The organism is Cellulosimicrobium sp. BMG9.23 (genome assembly GCF_059159985.1).
The window spans coordinates 227,401-244,206 of sequence record NZ_JBZGBZ010000003.1; the positions used below are offsets into that span (position 1 = coordinate 227,401).

Below are 16,806 nucleotides of genomic sequence, written 5' to 3' on the forward strand. Positions count from 1 at the left end.
ATCGATCGGCCCGCTCGCGCGCCGTGCTCAGCGCTCGCGCTCGTCGACGATGTCGCCCTTTCCCCCCGGCGCGAGCGAGCGCAGGATCGACTCAGCGATCACTCGCCGGCTCACGCCGCGGTGCTCCGACGCCGACCGCAGCACCTCCCGGGCCTCGTCCTGGGAGCAGCCGTTGGTCTCCATGATCGCGCCGACGGCGCGCTCGACGGCGACGCCGTCCGACATGGTGCGGTACAGCCCGGCCGCCGCGTCCTCCACGTCGGCGAACTGCAGGTGCAGGCGCACGCCCGCGGCGATCAGGTGCGCGCAGGCGTCGGCCGTCCGGAGCAGCTCGGCCGGCCAGCCCTCCGGGGACCGGGAGTACAGGTTGAGCGCGACGGACACGCCCGGGCTGACCTCCGAGGGCACGGCGAGCGCCTTGGCGAACCCCTCGCGCGTCGTCTGCTCGCGCCACGCGTCCCACCGCGACTCCTGCGCCACGTCGGCGACGACGAGGATCGAGTCCTCGACCATCGCGTCGATGCAGGGCCCGGCGTCGGCCCTGGCCTCCGCCTGGTCGCACCGCCCCGCGCCGTCCCCGCTGCTGCCGGCGCGCAGCGTGATGCCGTGCTCCCGCACGGTGATGGACGCCTCGACGTCTCCACCGAGGGCGTCCGCGGCACGCGCCGCGTACTCGTGGAGATAGCGGGAGAGAACCATGGGTGTGCGTCCCGTCTGGCGACCGACGCCAGTAGCGAGTCCGCCGCGCTGGAAGGCCCCATCACGGTCTCTCGGTGCCGGGAGGACGCGGTGTCGTCCCGAACTTCCACCGTACGCCCTCTGCGGGTTGCCAGTGCCCGGGTCGTGGCTACCGTCGGACCATGGTGACCGTCATTCGCACAGCGCGCTGCTCGAAGGACGCGGTCCTCGCCGTCCTCGCCGACGGCTGGTCCTACGCGACCTGGGTCGTGGGCACCGCCCGCATCCGCGCGGTCGACGACGGCTGGCCCGCGCCCGGCTCGCGCATCCTCCACTCCGTGGGCCTGTGGCCGGCGCTGCTTGACGACGAGACGGTCGTCCGCGCGTGGGACCCGGCGGGCTCGATCGACATCCAGGCGCGCGGCTGGCCGGCGGGTGAGGCGCACGTCCGGATCGACGTCGTCGACGCGGGCGCTGACGGGTGCCGCATCCGGATCGTGGAGGACGCAGACCGCGGCCCGGGCACGCTCGTGCCCCGGCCGGTGCGCAGCGCCGCGATCGCGCCGCGCAACCGCGAGACGCTGCGCCGCCTGGCGTTCCTCGCCGAGCAGCGCACTCCCTGACGGGTTCGGCGGCCCCTGGTCCGGTCGCGCGCCCGGACCGGGTCGGGTAGCACCGTCGTCAGGGGTCGCGCAGCAGGCGGGCCCACGCGGAGCGCGCGAGCGCGCGCGGGACGGCCTGCCACCGGCTCGCGGCGCCCAGCGCGGCGCGGGCGGCGTTCCAGCCGCACGCGCCGTGCACGCCGCCACCGGGGTGCGCGGACGCGCTCGCGAGGTAGAGCCCGGCGACCGGGGTCTCCGGCCGCCCGAGCCCGGGCGTCGGTCGGAGGAACAGCTGCTGGTGGATGGCCGACGTCCCGCCGTTGACCGCCCCGCCGGCGAGGTTGGCGTCGGCGTGCTCGAGGTCGGCCGGGCTCTGGACGGACCGGCCGACGACGGTGTCGCGGAAGCCCGGGGCGACCCGCTCCAGGGCGTCCTCCATGCGCTCGACCTCGTCCTCGACCGCCCCGGCCGTCCACTCGACCCCGTGCGGCACGTGCGTGTAGGCCCACGCCGACTCGGTGCCCTGCGGCGAGCGCGACGGGTCGGACGTCGTCATCTGGCCGAGGACCAGGAACGGGCGGGCCGGGACGCGGCCCTTCGAGAGGTCCGCCGCCACGTCGACGAACCCGAGCCGGTCCACACCCAGATGCACGGTCCCGGCGCCGACGGCACCCTCGGCGGTCCACGGCAGCGGCCGGTCGAGGGCCCAGTTGAGCTTGAACGTCGGGTGGTCCCACTGGAACCGCTCGAGGTCGCGCACGAGGCGCGGGGGCAGGTGCTCCGCGCCGACGAGGTCCCGGTACAGCGTGGGCGCGGTGACGTCGGCGAGCACGGCGCGCCGTGCCCGGACGTGCTCGCCCTGCGCCGTGCTCACCCCGACCGCACGACCCCCCGCGACGTGCACGCGGTCGACGCGCGCGCCCGTGACGAGCTCCCCGCCGCCTGCGGCGAGCCGCGCGGCGAGCGCCTCGGCGAGCATCCCCGCGCCGCCCACCGGCACGGGGAAGCCCACGTCCTGGCCGAGCATCGCGAGCAGCCAGCCGAACACGCCGCTGCCCCCGGCGTCGGGCGGGACGTCGGCGTGCATCGCGTTGCCCGTGAGGAGCAGGCCGCCGCCCTCGCCGCGGAACGTCTCGTCCGCCAGGCGCCGCACGGGCAGCGTGGCCAGGCGCGCGAGGTCGAGCGCGCCGGGGACGCCGAGCCGGCGCAGCAGCCGCACCGCCGGACCCGCGGCCGGCAGGGGGCTGAAGAGCGCGTCGAGCAGCGGGTCGCGCACGCGCGTCCAGGACTCGAACATCCGCAGCCAGGCCTCGCCGTCGCCCGGGGCGAAGTCCTCGAGCCCCGCAGCCGTGTCCTCGGGGTCGTCGTGGAGCACGGCGGCGCGGCCGTCGTCGAGCACGTGCGCGAGGACCGACGGCGCGCGCGACCACGCGAGGCCGTGGTCCTCGAGGTGCAGGCCGCGGATGACCGAGGAGCCCGCGGCGAGCGGGTAGAACGCGCTGAACAGGTCGGTGCGGAAGCCGGGTGCTGCGACCTCGGCCGTCCGGACGGCGCCGCCCGGCGTGTCCTGGGCCTCGAGCACCAGGACGTCCCACCCCGCGTCGACGAGCGCGTTCGCGGCCACGAGGCCGTTGGGCCCCGCGCCGACGACGACGGCGTCTACCGTTCTCACCCGGTGGTCTCCGCCCAGGGGTCGAGCACGACCTTGATGCAGCCGTCCTCCTTGCGCTGGAAGGTCCGGTAGGCCTCGGGCGCCTGCTCGAGCGGGACCCGGTGGGTGCGCAGGTCGAGCACGCCGAGAGGGTCGGCGTCGTCCTGCACGAGGGGGACGATGTCGTCGGTCCAGCGCCGCGCGTTGGCCTGTCCCATGCGCAGCGTCACCTGCTTGTCGAAGAGCTGCATCATCGGCAGCGGGTCCTTCGCGCCGCCGTAGACGCCGGAGATCGACACCGTGCCGCCGCGCCGCACGACGTCGAACGCCGTGTAGAGCGCGGCGAGGCGGTCGGTGCCCGCGCGCTCGGTGAGCGGGCCGGCGACGGCGTCGGGCAGCATGCCCACGACCTTCTGCGTCGCCTCCGCCACGGGTGAGCCGTGCGCCTCCATCCCGACGGCGTCGATCACCGAGTCCGGTCCGCGGCCGCCCGTGAGGTCGCGCAGGGCGGACGCGAGGTCGTCGACCGTGGTCGGGTCGACCGTCCGCACGCCGTGCCGGTGGGCCATCGCGCGCCGCTCGGGCACCAGGTCGACGCCGACGACGAGGCCCGCGCCGCGGTGGAGCGCGACGCGCGCGGCCATCTGCCCGATGGGCCCGAGGCCGAGCACGACGACGCTGCCGCCCTCGGGGACAGCGGCGTACTCGACGGCCTGCCACGCGGTGGGGAGCACGTCCGACAGGTAGAGGTACCGCTCGTCCGGGGTGCCGTCGTCGGGCACGACGACCGGCCCGTAGTGCGCCTGCGGCACGCGCAGGTACTGCGCCTGGCCGCCGGGGACCTGGCCGTAGAGCTTCGTGTACCCGAACAGGGCGGCGCCCTTGTCCTGGGAGTGCACCTGCGTCGTCTCGCACTGGGTCTGCAGTCCGCGGGTGCACATCCAGCACCGCCCGCACGAGATGTTGAACGGCACGACGACGCGGTCGCCCACCTTCAGGTCGCCCGCCGCGGACCCGACCTCCTCGACCACGCCCATCGCCTCGTGACCGAGCACGTCGCCCGTGTCGAGGAACATCCCGAGCACGCCGTACAGGTGCAGGTCGGAGCCGCAGATCGCCGTCGACGTCACGCGGACGACGGCGTCGGTCGGCTCCTCGATCCGGGGGTCGGGGACGTCCTCGACGCTCACGTTCTCGCGTCCCTGCCAGGTCAGTGCTCGCATCGTGCTTCCTCTCGGTCGTGGTGCCTCGTGCGTGGTGCCCGGGACCGCCTCGCCCCCGTGGTGGCGGCGCCCGTGTCAGCCCTTGCTGCCGGTCGTGGCGACCCCCTCGACGAAGTGCCGCTGGCCCAGGAAGAACAGCAGGATCATGGGGATCGTCGTGATGACGGACGCCGTCACGACGATCTCCCACTGCGACTCGCCGCCCGGGCCGAACTGGTCGATGAGGGCCTTGAGCCCGCGGGGGATGGTGAACGTGGACGAGTCCTGCAGGTAGATGAGCGGGCGCATGAGGTCCGTCCACGACGCCTGCGCCTCGAAGAGGAACGTGAGGATGAGGGCGGGCCGGCACAGCGGGACCGCGAGGCGCCAGAACTGCTGCCAGTTGTTCGCGCCGTCGAGCTTCGCCGCCTCGAACGGCTCGCGCGGCAGGCCGAGGAAGAACTGGCGCAGCAGGAAGATATAGAACGCGCTGCCGAAGAGGTTGCCCGCCCACAGCGGCACGTTCGTCCCGACGAACCCGAGCTGGTTCCAGATGAGGAACGTGGGGATCATCGTCACGGCGCCGGGGAGCATCATCGTCGCCAGCACGAGGCCGAACAGCGGCCCGCGACCGCGGAAGCGGAAGAACGCGAAACCCCACGCGACGAGCGCGCTCGAGAGCGTCACGAGCCCCGCCGCCAGCACCGTGACCACGACCGTGTTGCCCAGCCACAGCGCGAGCGGCGCCTCCTGCCAGACGGTCACGTAGTTGTCGAGCGTGAACGTGCTCGGGATCAGGCGGTTGTCGAACACGTCGGCCCGCGGCTTGAACGACGCGGAGAGCAGCCACAGCAGCGGGTAGACGAACGCGACCGTCGCCAGGAGCAGCGCGACGAGCACGCCGACGCGCAGCACGCGCCGTCGGGGGCTGCGGCTCCGCGCGGTGCCGCCCGGGGGCGAGGGAGGGACGACGGCGCTCGCGTCACCCGTCGCGGGGTCCGGAGCGGCGCCCGGTCCGGAGACGGCGGGCCGCGGGAACGACGGGGCCGTGGTCATCGCTGCTCCCCCTCGTAGTAGACGAGGCGTCTCGAGACGAGGAGCTGGACGACCGTCACGATCATGATGACGACGAAGAGCAGCCACGCGAGCGCGGAGGCGTACCCCATGTGCAGCTCCTGGAAGCCCTCCTGGAACAGGTAGATGACGTAGAACAGCGCGGCGTCGTTGCTGTAGGTCGAGTTGCCGGCGCCGAAGTACGCCGAGTACGCCTCGGTGAACATCTGGAAGGCCGCGATCGTGTTGACCACGATGACGAAGAAGATCGCGCCGCTGATCATCGGGATCGTCACGGTGCGGGTGCGGCGCCAGAAGCCGGCACCGTCGACCCGCGCGGCGTCGTACAGGTCGTTCGGCACGTTGCGCAGCGCCGCGAGCAGGATGATCACCGCCGCCCCCACGGTCCACAGGCTGATGAGGACGAGGCCGGGCTTGATCCAGTCCTGGTCGGTGGTCCACGACGGGCCCTGGATGCCGAACCACGACAGCACCTCGTTGACGACGCCGTACTGCCCGTTGAACAGCAGCAGGAGCAGCACGCCCACGGCCACCGGCGGCGTCATCTTCGGGATGAAGAACGCGGTGCGGAAGAACCCGGCCGAGCGGCCCGCCTGGTTGAGCAGGAGCGCGAGCCCCAGCCCGACGACCGTGTAGAGCGGCACCTGGAGCACCGTGTAGACGAGCGTGTTCCACAGGGCGAGGGACACCTTCGGGTCCTGGACCATCTCCTGGTAGTTCTCCAGGCCCACGAACGTCGGGTCGTTGATGACGTCGTAGTCGGTGAACGAGAGGTAGGCGCTGTAGACGATCGGCCACGCCGTGAAGATCAGGAAGCCGACGATCCACGGGCTGATGAACCGCAGCGCCGCGTTGCGCTCGCGGCGCGCGCCCGGGCTCAGGCGTCGCCGACGGGGGGTCCTGTCCTGTCCCGGCGAGGCGGCGGCCGGCCCCGGCCCCGCGACGTCGACCGCGGTCACGTCACTCCTCCTCGTCCCACTGCGCCCATGCGTCGTCGAGGGCGCTCTGAGCCTCCTCCTGCGCCTGGGCCATGGCCTCCGCCGGCTCCTGCTGCCCGTTGAGCACGCGGTTCACGCCGTCCTGCCACGCGGTCTCGAACTCGTTGTCGGCCGGGTTGGCCGGGAGGGCGAAGGTCGCGTCGTTCGCCTCGTACATCGCGTCGATCGCGTCCTGCCACGGCTGCGGGGCGTCGTCCGGGACCAGCTCGGAGCGGATCTGCTCGTCCGCCTCCTCGTTGCCCGTGAGGACGCCGGTGAAGACGAGGCCGTCCTGCTCGCGCGCGTCGGCACGGGCCTGCGCCGCCTCGACCCACGCGTCGGTCTCGGTCATGAGCCGGGCGAACCGGCACGCGGCACCCGCGTTCTCGCTCCCGCGCGGCACGGCCCAGGCCGAGCCGGACGCGAAGGCGATCGGGTCGCCGTCGGTCGTGCGGACGGCGTCGAACGCCATGGGCGCGTCCGGCGACGACTCGTTGAGCACGTTGATGTACCACTGCTCCATGGGCATCGCGCCCAGCACGTCCGTCGCGAACTGGTTGCCGGCGCCGAAGAAGTCCGCGGAGTCGCGGTACGTCTTCACCGCGGGGAAGCCGCCCTGGGCGTCGTAGATCGCCACGGCCCACTCGAGCGACTCGACGACCTCCGGGCTGTCGAGCTGCGCGGTCCGCCCGTCCTCCGACAGCAGGTCGGCGCCCACCGACTTCGCCCACAGCGGGAGGAACTCGGGCAGCTTCGAGTCGTAGCCGATCACGCTCAACGTGCCGCCGTCCGCGTTCATCAGCGCCTCGTTGGCCGCCGTGATGGCGTCGCGGTCGGACCCGTTGACGTCCTCGATCGTCAGCCCCGCCGCGTCGAGGAGCTCGGCGTTCGCCATCGTCACCTGGACCTGGTTGAACTCCGGGATGCCGTAGATGCTGCCGTCGAACGTCACCTGCTCGACCGCGGTGTCGACGAACGCGTCCATGTCGATGTCCTCCGCCTCGACGCACTCGTCGAGGGACAGGATCGCGTCGCGCGACGCGAACGTGCCGATCTGGTCGCGGTTCGCGTAGACGACGTCGGGCGGGTTGCCGGACGCGACCGCCGAGAGGAACGCCTGGATGTCCAGCTCGCCCTCGGAGAGCTGCACGTCGGCGCCGAGCTCCTCGACCGCGCGCTCGTGGCGGACCTCGCCGATCTCGTCGCCCGTGCCGAAGCCCATGACGGAGATCTCTCCGGGTGTCTCCTCGACCGAGAAGTCGGTGTCGGTCTCGGTGTCGCCCGTGCCTTGTGCGCACGCGGCGAGAGCGAGAGCCCCGACCGCCAGCATGCCTGTCCGTGCGGCTGCGGTGCCGCGTCCTGGTCGCATCTCCGGCCTCCTCGTGGGATCCACGGGGGCGGACGCAGGGGTCGACGACGCCACCGTGCTGCTCGACGGCGTCGGCGAGTCTCTGCACCGACGCCGTCAGTGAAGCACCGGACACCGGCGCTCACACCCCGAAGCGCTTCTCGGGCGGCCCGGTCACGTGATCGGGGTCGCCGAGCACGACCTGAGGGTCGTTATCCGGCGTTTCGCGGCCTTCATGGCGTTCTCGCCGCTTCTGGGGTCCGACCTCTTGACGGCCAGCCGAACCCTCTCGTAACGTCTGCACCAATCCGCGCAAAAAGATGACAGCCGAGCAGCACAAAGCAGTGCATCGACTGCAACTCTCGAAGCGCGGCGAAGTGGTCGGGCCGCGACACCTCTGCGGCCTCGGCCGCGCCGGCACTCGCGCCAGCACCACCTGAGACCCGAGCACCACCTGAGACACGGACGTGGCCCCAGCACTGCCACGTCCTGTCGCCGGGCATCGACGCCCGCAGGTGGACGAGCCCGCCGTCCGGCGGGAGAACGAGGACGTTCATGAGAACCCCCTGGAAGCACGCGACCGTGGCCGGAGCCGCGCTCGCGCTCGTCGTACCCCTGGGCGTGGTGGCTGCCGCGCACGCCGCACCGGCGCCCGGCGTGGTCGCCACGGCGGCCGCACCCGCCAACCTCGCGCTCGACCGGCCGATCGCCGCGTCGTCGGTCACGCAGACCTACGTCGCGCGCAACGCCAACGACGGCGACGCGAGCTCGTACTGGGAGGGCGCGGGCGGGCGGTACCCGTCGGACCTCACGGTCGACCTCGACGGCGACGCCGATCTCAGCAAGGTCGTCGTCAAGCTGCCGCCGCCGACCGCCTGGTCGACCCGGACCCAGACGTTCTCGGTGCTCGGTCGCGTCGACGGCGCGAGCACGTTCAGCACGCTCAAGGCGTCGGCGACGTACACGTTCAACCCGTCGACGGGCAACGCCGTCGAGATCCCCGTGACCGGCGAGGCGTCCGACGTCCGCGTCGTCTTCACGGCGAACTCGGGCGCCGCGAACGGCCAGGTGTCGGAGCTCGAGGTGTGGGGCACGCCCGAGGAGGACCCGACCGACCCGCCCGACCCGACGGATCCGCCGACGGACCCGACCGGCACCAACTACGCGAAGGCTCGCCCGGCGACGGCGTCCTCGACCGAGTGGCAGTTCGTGGCGGCGAACGCCGTGGACGGCAGCGCGACGACCTACTGGGAGGGCGCGGGCGGGCAGTACCCGTCGACGCTCGACGTCGCCCTCGCCGCGCCCACCCAGCTCAGCAGCGCGCGCGTGCGGCTCAACCCCGACGGCGCGTGGGGACCCCGCTCGCAGACCTTCTCCGTCTGGGGCCGCACGGGCACGGGGGCGTGGCAGGAGCTCAAGGCGTCCGCCGCCTACGCGTTCGCGCCGGGCAGCGGCAACCTCGTCGACGTGTCCCTCGCCGGGACCGTCACCGACGTGCGCCTGCGCTTCACCGGAAACACCGGCGCGGGCAACGGCCAGGTCGCGGAGCTCGAGGTGTACGGCGCCCCGGCGCCCAACCCGAACCTCACCGTCACCGCGGTGACCGCGTCCCCGGCGGCGCCCACCGCGACGACCCCCGTGACGCTCACGGCGACCGTGAAGAACACGGGCGACCGCGCGTCGTCGGCCACGACGCTCGACGCGAAGGTCGGCGGGACGACGGCCGGGTCGGCCGCCGTCGGCGCGCTGCAGCCCGGCGCGAGCGCCCAGGTGCAGGTCACGGCGGGCACGCGTCCTGCAGGGGAGTACACCGTGGGCGCGGTCGTCGACCCGGCGAACACCGTCGCCGAGCAGAACGAGTCCGACAATGCCTTCACGGCCACGGCGAGGCTCGTCGTGGGGGAGGCGCCCGGGCCGGACCTCGAGGTCGTCTCGGTGTCCTCGAACCCGTCCAACCCGGCCGTCGGGGCCGCCGTGACGTTCTCCGTCCAGGTGCGCAACCGTGGCAACCAGTCGGTCGCCGCCGGGTCGGTGACCCGCGTCGTCGCCGGGGCCACCACGCTCGACGGCACGACGCCGGCCGTCGCCGCGGGCGCGACCGTCACCGTCACGCCGAGCGGCTCGTGGACCGCGACCGACGGCGGGGCCTCGGTGACCGCGACGGCCGACGCGACCGGCGTCGTCGCCGAGACGAACGAGGGCAACAACACGGGCACGCTCGCCGTGACCGTGGGCCGCGGCGCCGCCGTCCCGTACACGAGCTACGAGGCGGAGGACGGCCAGTACACGGGCACGCTGCTCCAGGCCGACCCGCTGCGCACGTTCGGGCACACCAACTTCGCCACCGAGTCGTCGGGCCGCGAGTCCGTGCGCCTCACCAGCACCGGCCAGTACGTCCGGTTCACGTCCACCAACCCGACGAACTCGATCGTCGTGCGGGCCTCGATCCCCGACGCCCCCGCCGGCGGCGGCCAGCAGAAGACGATCAGCCTCTACGCGGACGGCCAGTTCGTGCAGAAGCTCACGCTGTCGTCGAAGCACTCCTGGCTCTACGGGAACGTGGACGGCCCGGAGGCGCTGAGCAACACGCCCAGCACCGACGCGCGTCGTCTGTTCGACGAGTCCAGCGTGCTGCTGAGCCGCTCGTTCCCGGCCGGGACGGTGTTCACGCTCCAGCGCGACGCGGGTGACGACGCCGCGTTCTACGTCATCGACCTCGTCGAGCTCGAGCAGGTCGCGCCGCCCGCGGCGAAGCCTGCGCAGTGCACCTCGATCACCGAGTACGGCGCGGTCCCGAACGACGGGCTCGAGGACACGGCCGCCATCCAGGCCGCGGTGACCGCCGACCAGAACGGCGACATCGAGTGCGTGTGGATCCCGGCGGGGCAGTGGCGTCAGGAGAAGAAGATCCTCACCGACGACCCGCTCAACCGCGGGATGCACAACCAGGTGGGTATCAGCGACGTGTCGATCCGCGGCGCCGGCATGTGGCACTCGCAGCTCTACACGACGATCGAGCCGCACCTCGCCCCGGGCGTCATCAACCACCCGCACGAGGGCAACTTCGGGTTCGACATCGACGACAACACCCAGATCTCGGACATCGCGATCTTCGGCTCCGGCACGATCCGCGGCAACAACGCCCAGGAGGAGGGCGGCGTCGGCCTCAACGGCCGGTTCGGCCAGGGCACGAAGATCACCAACGTGTGGATCGAGCACGCGAACGTCGGCGTGTGGGTCGGGCGCGACTACTCGAACATCCCCGAGCTGTGGGGGCCGGGCGACGGGCTCGTGTTCTCCGGCATGCGCATCCGCAACACCTACGCGGACGGCATCAACTTCAGCAACGGGACGCGGAACTCGACGGTCGTGAACTCGACGTTCCGCAACACCGGCGACGACGCGCTCGCCGTCTGGGCCAACCCGTACGTCAAGGACCGGAACGTCGACATCGGGCACGACAACGCGTTCCGCAACAACACGGTCCAGCTCCCGTGGCGCGCCAACGGCATCGCGATCTACGGCGGCTACGACAACTCGATCGAGAACAACCTGATCTCCGACACCATGAACTACCCGGGCATCATGCTGGCGACCGACCACGACCCCCTGCCGTTCTCGGGGACGACGCTCATCGCCAACAACGGGCTCTACCGGACCGGCGGGGCGTTCTGGAACGAGGACCAGGAGTTCGGTGCGATCACGATCTTCCCGCAGACGCACGACATCGTCGGCGTCACCATCCGCGACACGGACATCGTCGACTCCACGTACGACGGCATCCAGTTCAAGAACGGCGGCGGGAACATGCCCGACGTCCGGATCACGAACGTGCGGATCGACCGGTCGAACAACGGGTCGGGGATCCTCGCGATGGGCGGCGCTCGCGGCAACGCGATCCTGTCGAACGTGACCGTGACGAACTCGCGTGACGGCGACGTCGCGAAGGAGCCCGGCTCGCAGTTCGTCTTCACGGGCCAGTAGCCGGCACCACCTCTCGAGGTGCCGAACACGACCTGGGGGTCGTTGTCCGCCGGACAACGACCCTCAGGTCGTTCTGGACGGGGAAGAATGCGGCCGTGCAGACCACGATCCGGCCGTACCTCCCGTCCGACCGTCGCGATCTCTACGACGTGTGCGTCCGCACCGCCGACGCCGGCGGCGACGCGCGCGGGCTCTACGCGGACGACGACCTCATGGGCGACCTCTTCGCGGGCCCGTACGCGGCGCTCGAGCCGCACCTCGCGTTCGTCGTGGACGACGGCGCGCGCGTCGTCGGCTACGTGGTGGGCACCTCCAGCACCTCGCGGTTCGTCGAGCGGTACCGCGCCGAGTGGATCCCGGCGTTGGGGGATCGGCGCCGGGCGCGGCCGGAGCCGCTGCCCGACGACGCGTGCCCGGACGACGTCATGCTGCACCTGCACCACCACCCCGAGCGTCTCCTCGTGCCCGAGCTTGCGCCGTACCCCGCGCACCTGCACATCGACCTGCTCCCGGACGTCCAGGGCCGGGGACTCGGCCGTGTCCTGCTCGAGACGTGGGCGCGCGCGGCCGCGGATGCCGGAGCGCCCGCGCTGCACGTCGGTATGGTCTCCGCGAACACCTCGGCGCGCCGCTTCTACGACGCGCTGGGCTTCGACGAGATCGACGTCGCCGACCCCGGCCCGCTCACGTACCTGGGCCGCGCCACGGTCCCCCCGCCGAGCACGACCTGAGGGTCGCCAACCGGTGGTCAACGACCTTCATGTCGTTCTCGGCAGCGGGGGTCGTCGCGCTCGCTCGCCTCGGAATCAGTCGCTGCTCGGTGCGAGCCGGTAGTAGAAGCCCGCTCCCCGACGGTTCGTGCGAGAGGGCTCGAGAACGCCCTGCTCCTCGAGCCCCCGCAGGATCGCTCCGACGTTGCTGGGGGCTGAACCGACGAGCGAGCCGAGCTCCGTCGAGCTGATGCGACCCCGCGCCCGGGCGTACGACGCGGCGATGTCCTCGCGCCCAGGCCATCGACGTCGGGTCGCACCCTCGGCATCTGCCGCGGCGAGAGCGTCCTTCGCACCCGGTGTCAGTGCCCATGCCTCAGGGGCGGCCGTCGGGACGCCCTCGACCCTGCTGATGAGCGGAGCACCGGCGACCGTCGCCGCGTAGAGCTCCCGGACGACCATCTGGGCCTCGACATCGGCGACCTGGAGGTACCCCGCAAGCCTGCGGACGTCGAACCAGCCGTCCAGCACCAGCCGGTGGATCGCCATGAGCCAGCGCAGATCGGTGGTCGATCGGGAGTCCTCGAACCGGGAGAGCCAGGTCATCCAACCTGCGTCGACGGCGTCCGCCACGAGCGTGACCACGACGCTCGGGGAGGCATTCTCGCGGATGTCAGGGAGCGGGTACCCGAAGCGGAGCATGTCGGCGATCATCCGGTCGACCCCGACGCCCTCGCGCTCGGCGACCCTGATGGCAGCGAGGAGCTCGGTGAGCGCCGTGTTCCGCGAACGGGACGGGTGGTTGATGATGTTCTCGGCGGTCACGCCCCCGAAGAAGCCGCCCGGACTCGTGACGCGGAGGCTGTAGCCCACGTGCTCCACGACGCTCGGGTCGGAGACCGCCCACTCGCGGTGAGCCACGGCGTTGACGATCGCCTCGCGCAGTGCACGCGGAGGGATGCGCCGGGTCTGGCCGACGGAGAGTCCGGAACCGAGGTGAAGGAGCGGGTTGTTCGCGCGAGCAGCGGCGAAGACCTCCTGCAGCTCGACGACGAGTGGACGACCGCCACGACGTACTCGTTCGGTGCTGTCGCCGCCGGCCGTCTCGCGGCGGATGTAGTCGAGGCTCGGTGCGTCCCGTCCGACGAGGAGCAGGGCGGCAGCGTTCGTGAGGTACCCGTCGCCGGTTACGGTGTTGAGCCGGCGCAACAGGTCAGGCGTCGTGGTCTCGGCGAGCTCGTTGGCCCCGGGGTCGACCGACTCGCGGAGAAAGCCCCGCACGACCTCGACCGCCTCGGGTCGGGCAGCGTCGGTCCGCAGCGCGCTCGCCTGTGCCGACCAGTCCACGAGAAGTCCCCTGGAACGACGTGCGTGCCATGTCGACGCATCGATCTCGACGCACCGGTCCGCGACGCGCCAGGTGATCTTGTCCTTCCAGCGGACGGGCTCCACCGCCTCGACCATCCGGAGCACGAGGAGGCGGACGTCGTCGACGAATGCCGGGCGCGCATCGACGGTCAGGCGTCGCTGCGTCAGCTCGAAGATCCTCGCTCGTAGCCACTCCTCGTCGAGCTCTGTCCCGACGAGCGTCGAACCATCAGCGACACCCAGGATGAGAGCACCCCCACCAGGCGTGTTCGCCATGCAGGCGCACTCGGCGGCGAGAGCGCGTGCGGCAGCCTCGTTCTGCGGGATTCCTGGAAGGATCTCGCCCGTGCGTCCGCGTCGCCCCGCCTCTTCCTTGAGGTCGACGCGTTGACGTTCGACGACGCGTTCGTGCGAGGCGAGTCGCGAGAGCGCGGCGCGGACGGCCTCGTCGACGGGATCGGCGCCGAAAGTGATGGACATGAGTCCACGGTAGCTCACGTGCATTATTTTTCCGCGGATTAATTATGCCGAAGCGGCTCACGGTATGCGTGGGCAGACATTTGCCGGAACCGGGCCGTTTTCACGGGCACTTGATGCCAACGACTTCCCAGGGCCGTCGTGGTCGGTCGCGTCAAAGCGGAGCGTCGCACCCGTATCGTCCCAGGCGATCCGGTACTGCGACTCACCACCGTCAACTTCGCTGAACGGGAACGTCTCCTCGAGGCCGACCGGTCCGTCGGGCAGGACGGTCGTCGCGGCAAGGTCGCCGTGCGGGAGCACGAGGACGTCGACCGAGCCGCTGAAGAATCGTGGGACCTGCTCGACCACGACATCGCAGGTCGCGCCTGCCTCGGCGGGAAGCACGAAGTCCGTCGTGCCCCCGAACACCGCCAGGTCGAGCGTCGTGCCCGCGAGCAGCGCCGACCCAGCTAGCGCGCCGACGACCTCCGCGCCGTGGAGCGGACGGATGCTCGCGCTCGAAGACCGTCCTGGGAACGAGAGCATCCAGAGGCCGAGCAGCACGAACCCTGTTCCGGCCGGCACGAGGGCGTTGACCCAGAACGGCAGGACGACCCGGCCGTCGAGCACGAGCAGCCCCTCCTGTGCGACGACGCGCACTACGGCGTGGCCGGCGAGCAGCAGCAGGCCCGTCCCGAGCACGCACCGTCGCACGATGCGGAACCAGCCCCCACCTCCTTCCTGCTCGGCCACCCACTCCGGGGAGGCCGGGGCGCGAGGCGGCGTACGACGTAGGGCCACGGCGACGGCGAGCCGAGCGATGGAGACGACGACTGCGACCACCGCGAGGGTGGCCGCGGCGTACATCGCGAACCCGACGAACAGTCCGACGGTGCCCGTGCGGTACCCGACGCACGCGTCCTGACCGTCGAGGGCTGGGGGCACACGATCCTCGGCAAGAGCGCGTGCGCGGACGAGGCGGTGGCCCGCTACCTCGTGGACGGCGAGGCGACCGACGGTGCCACGTGCGCGCAGGACGTCGTGCCGTTCGAGACCCCGACGGTCCCGCTCGGCGAGGCGTCGACGCTGCCACCGGGCTGAGCCGGAGAGCCTCCGCCGGGTCCCGGATGCGGGGACCGTCCTGATCTGGGATCGTCCTGGCTCGCGGAAAAACCGCGCACACCGGATGAAACGGAGACTCATCATGGGTTGGCTCGCCTACATCGTGCTCGGCCTCGTCGCGGGACTCGTCGCGCGTGCCGTGCTGCCCGGCAAGCAGACCAGCTCTCTCCTCGTCACCATCGTCCTCGGCATTCTCGGCGCCCTGCTCGGCGGGTGGCTCGGGGCCGAGTTCTTCGGCACCACGCTGGGCGACCTGGGCGACTTCCGCACCTGGTTGCTCGCGCTCTTCGGGTCGCTCATCACGCTCGGGCTCTACGGCGCGCTCACGAACGGCAACCGCCGCCGTCGTCGCGCCTGACCCAGGTCCGGGGCCCGGCTCTCGTCGTCGTCGACGACGGGAGCCGGGCCCTCGTGCGCGTCCTCCCGCGTCACCGGCCCTGCGCCTCCGACGTCGGGGCGGTGGGGAAGGCGCGCCGCGCCACGAGCACCACGACCAGCGCAGCGAGGATCATCGCCGCTCCGACGAACGGGACGACGTCGAGCCCGGCCCCGGCGAGGACCAGGGCGCCGATCGCCGCCCCGCCGCCGATGCCGATGTTCGACGTCGTGTTGACGAGCGCGCCAGTCATGTCGGGCGAGGCGCCGTGGGCCTTGATGGCCGCCGACTGGAAGACCGACGCGACGCCGCCGAACCCCGCGCTCCACACCGCCGTCGCGACCAGCACGCCGACGAGACCGGGGAAGACCAGCCCGAGCCCCAGCAGCCCGCCCCCGACGGCCACGAGCATGACGACCGTGGTGCGCCGCGGGCGGCGGTCGAGCCGGGCCGCGGCGAACGCGGTGCCCACGAGCCCGAGCGTCCCGAGCACGAGCAGGGCCGGCCCGAGCGCCGACTCGGTGAGACCGGCCGCGAGCAGCAGCACCGACACATACGTATACACCGTGTACTGGCCGAGGTAGGTCAGGGCGTTGGTGGTCACCACGACGGCGAGCGCCGCGCGCCGGGCCGACCGCGCGGCGTCGGCGGGTGGCGCGCCACCACCGGGGACGGGCGGGAGGAGCCACGCGATGAGGAGCGTCGTCACCGCGCAGACGCCGGCGAGGACCACGAACGACGCGCGCCAGCCGACGGCGGCACCGAGCGCCGTCGACAGCGGGACGCCGAGCACGAACCCGGCGCTCGCTCCCGAGGTCACGAGAGCGAGCGCACGCCCCGTGAGGTGCGGCCGGACGAGGCGCGACGCGTACCCGATGCTCACCGAGAAGAACACGGCGTGCGACGCGCCGCCCAGCGCCCGCGCGGCCGCCACGACCGCGAACGTGGGTGCGACCGCGACGAGCACGTTGCTCAGCGTGTAGATGCCGAGCGTCGTGAGCAGCAGGCCCTTGCGCGGGAGGCGGCGCGTGCCGAGCGTCAGGGGCACGGCGAGCGCGGCGACCATGAGCGCGTAGGCCGTCACGAGCAGGCCGGCGACCGACTCCGTGACGTCGAGGTCCGAGCTGATGAGCGGGAGGAGGCCGATCGGCACGAGCTCGGTCGTGATCGCGACGAACGTCGCGAGGCTCAGTGCGACGATCCCCCCGGCTGCCTCGCGGATCCCCGCGCGGACGGCTGGCCGTGTCATCGGGCG

13 protein-coding genes are annotated in these 16,806 nt (G+C 72.2%); 4 read left to right on the forward strand and 9 right to left on the reverse strand.

Annotated features, from left to right (window positions below):
• Positions 1 to 27: 27 nt before the first annotated feature.
• The gene (locus AC4H2G_RS05460; RefSeq protein WP_494364738.1) at positions 28 to 699 is read right to left on the reverse strand and encodes an ANTAR domain-containing protein; all 672 of its coding nucleotides are present in this window, start codon (positions 697 to 699) and stop codon (positions 28 to 30) included.
• 161 nt (positions 700 to 860) lie between these two features.
• Between AC4H2G_RS05460 and AC4H2G_RS05465 the strand changes: the two genes are divergently transcribed.
• Positions 861 to 1,301 carry an SRPBCC family protein gene (locus AC4H2G_RS05465; protein ID WP_494364739.1) on the forward strand — a complete coding sequence of 147 codons (441 nt, stop codon included), beginning with the start codon at positions 861 to 863 and terminating at the stop codon, positions 1,299 to 1,301.
• A gap of 58 nt (positions 1,302 to 1,359) precedes the next feature.
• Here the strand turns inward: AC4H2G_RS05465 and AC4H2G_RS05470 are convergent, their stop codons facing one another.
• From AC4H2G_RS05470 to AC4H2G_RS05490, 5 genes are all read right to left on the reverse strand, one after another.
• Positions 1,360 to 2,952, reverse strand: a complete 1,593-nt coding sequence (locus tag AC4H2G_RS05470) for a phytoene desaturase family protein (protein ID WP_494364740.1) — start codon at positions 2,950 to 2,952, stop codon at positions 1,360 to 1,362.
• Entirely contained in the window at positions 2,949 to 4,154 is a 1,206-nt protein-coding gene (locus AC4H2G_RS05475; protein ID WP_494364741.1) for a zinc-dependent alcohol dehydrogenase, read from the reverse strand. The genes AC4H2G_RS05470 and AC4H2G_RS05475 overlap by 4 nt, the downstream gene beginning before the upstream one ends.
• 75 nt (positions 4,155 to 4,229) lie before the next feature.
• Positions 4,230 to 5,189, reverse strand: coding sequence for a carbohydrate ABC transporter permease (locus AC4H2G_RS05480; protein ID WP_494364742.1), 960 nt, complete (start codon positions 5,187 to 5,189; stop codon positions 4,230 to 4,232).
• Positions 5,186 to 6,166, reverse strand: a complete 981-nt coding sequence (locus tag AC4H2G_RS05485) for a carbohydrate ABC transporter permease (protein WP_494364743.1) — start codon at positions 6,164 to 6,166, stop codon at positions 5,186 to 5,188. The genes AC4H2G_RS05480 and AC4H2G_RS05485 overlap by 4 nt, the downstream gene beginning before the upstream one ends.
• 1 nt (position 6,167) lies before the next feature.
• Positions 6,168 to 7,553 (reverse strand): extracellular solute-binding protein, encoded by a 1,386-nt coding sequence (locus AC4H2G_RS05490; RefSeq protein ID WP_494364744.1) that lies wholly within the window; start codon positions 7,551 to 7,553, stop codon positions 6,168 to 6,170.
• A gap of 534 nt (positions 7,554 to 8,087) precedes the next feature.
• Here AC4H2G_RS05490 and AC4H2G_RS05495 point away from each other — a divergent pair.
• Both AC4H2G_RS05495 and AC4H2G_RS05500 read left to right on the forward strand, forming a co-directional pair.
• On the forward strand, positions 8,088 to 11,516 hold the full coding sequence (locus tag AC4H2G_RS05495; RefSeq protein ID WP_494364745.1) for a CARDB domain-containing protein: 3,429 nt from the start codon (positions 8,088 to 8,090) through the stop codon (positions 11,514 to 11,516).
• A 95-nt stretch (positions 11,517 to 11,611) separates the two neighbouring features.
• Positions 11,612 to 12,247, forward strand: a complete 636-nt coding sequence (locus AC4H2G_RS05500) for a GNAT family N-acetyltransferase (protein ID WP_494364746.1) — start codon at positions 11,612 to 11,614, stop codon at positions 12,245 to 12,247.
• Positions 12,248 to 12,322: 75 nt separating this feature from the next.
• Here the strand turns inward: AC4H2G_RS05500 and AC4H2G_RS05505 are convergent, their stop codons facing one another.
• Positions 12,323 to 14,074 carry an RNA/DNA-binding domain-containing protein gene (locus AC4H2G_RS05505; RefSeq protein WP_494364747.1) on the reverse strand — a complete coding sequence of 584 codons (1,752 nt, stop codon included), beginning with the start codon at positions 14,072 to 14,074 and terminating at the stop codon, positions 12,323 to 12,325.
• Positions 14,075 to 14,131: 57 nt separating this feature from the next.
• Positions 14,132 to 14,998: a hypothetical protein gene (locus AC4H2G_RS05510; RefSeq protein ID WP_494364748.1), complete on the reverse strand. Its 867-nt coding sequence runs from the start codon at positions 14,996 to 14,998 to the stop codon at positions 14,132 to 14,134.
• Between the two features lie 259 nt (positions 14,999 to 15,257).
• Between AC4H2G_RS05510 and AC4H2G_RS05515 the strand changes: the two genes are divergently transcribed.
• Positions 15,258 to 15,533: a GlsB/YeaQ/YmgE family stress response membrane protein gene (locus tag AC4H2G_RS05515; RefSeq protein WP_494364749.1), complete on the forward strand. Its 276-nt coding sequence runs from the start codon at positions 15,258 to 15,260 to the stop codon at positions 15,531 to 15,533.
• A 70-nt stretch (positions 15,534 to 15,603) separates the two neighbouring features.
• Here AC4H2G_RS05515 and AC4H2G_RS05520 read toward each other — a convergent pair whose 3' ends face one another.
• Positions 15,604 to 16,800 carry an MFS transporter gene (locus tag AC4H2G_RS05520; RefSeq protein WP_494364750.1) on the reverse strand — a complete coding sequence of 399 codons (1,197 nt, stop codon included), beginning with the start codon at positions 16,798 to 16,800 and terminating at the stop codon, positions 15,604 to 15,606.
• Between the last annotated feature and the right edge of the window lie 6 nt (positions 16,801 to 16,806).

Excerpts from the sequence above, each read along its gene's own strand:
- AC4H2G_RS05505 (WP_494364747.1), bottom strand. The coding sequence starts at position 14,074 with ATGTCCATCACTTTCGGCGCCGATCCCGTCGACGAGGCCGTCCGCGCC.
- AC4H2G_RS05495 (WP_494364745.1), top strand. The coding sequence starts at position 8,088 with ATGAGAACCCCCTGGAAGCACGCGACCGTGGCCGGAGCCGCGCTCGCG.
- AC4H2G_RS05465 (WP_494364739.1), top strand. The coding sequence starts at position 861 with ATGGTGACCGTCATTCGCACAGCGCGCTGCTCGAAGGACGCGGTCCTC.
- AC4H2G_RS05480 (WP_494364742.1), bottom strand. The coding sequence starts at position 5,189 with ATGACCACGGCCCCGTCGTTCCCGCGGCCCGCCGTCTCCGGACCGGGC.
- AC4H2G_RS05460 (WP_494364738.1), bottom strand. The coding sequence starts at position 699 with ATGGTTCTCTCCCGCTATCTCCACGAGTACGCGGCGCGTGCCGCGGAC.
- AC4H2G_RS05490 (WP_494364744.1), bottom strand. The coding sequence starts at position 7,553 with ATGCGACCAGGACGCGGCACCGCAGCCGCACGGACAGGCATGCTGGCG.
- AC4H2G_RS05520 (WP_494364750.1), bottom strand. The coding sequence starts at position 16,800 with ATGACACGGCCAGCCGTCCGCGCGGGGATCCGCGAGGCAGCCGGGGGG.
- AC4H2G_RS05475 (WP_494364741.1), bottom strand. The coding sequence starts at position 4,154 with ATGCGAGCACTGACCTGGCAGGGACGCGAGAACGTGAGCGTCGAGGAC.
- AC4H2G_RS05515 (WP_494364749.1), top strand. The coding sequence starts at position 15,258 with ATGGGTTGGCTCGCCTACATCGTGCTCGGCCTCGTCGCGGGACTCGTC.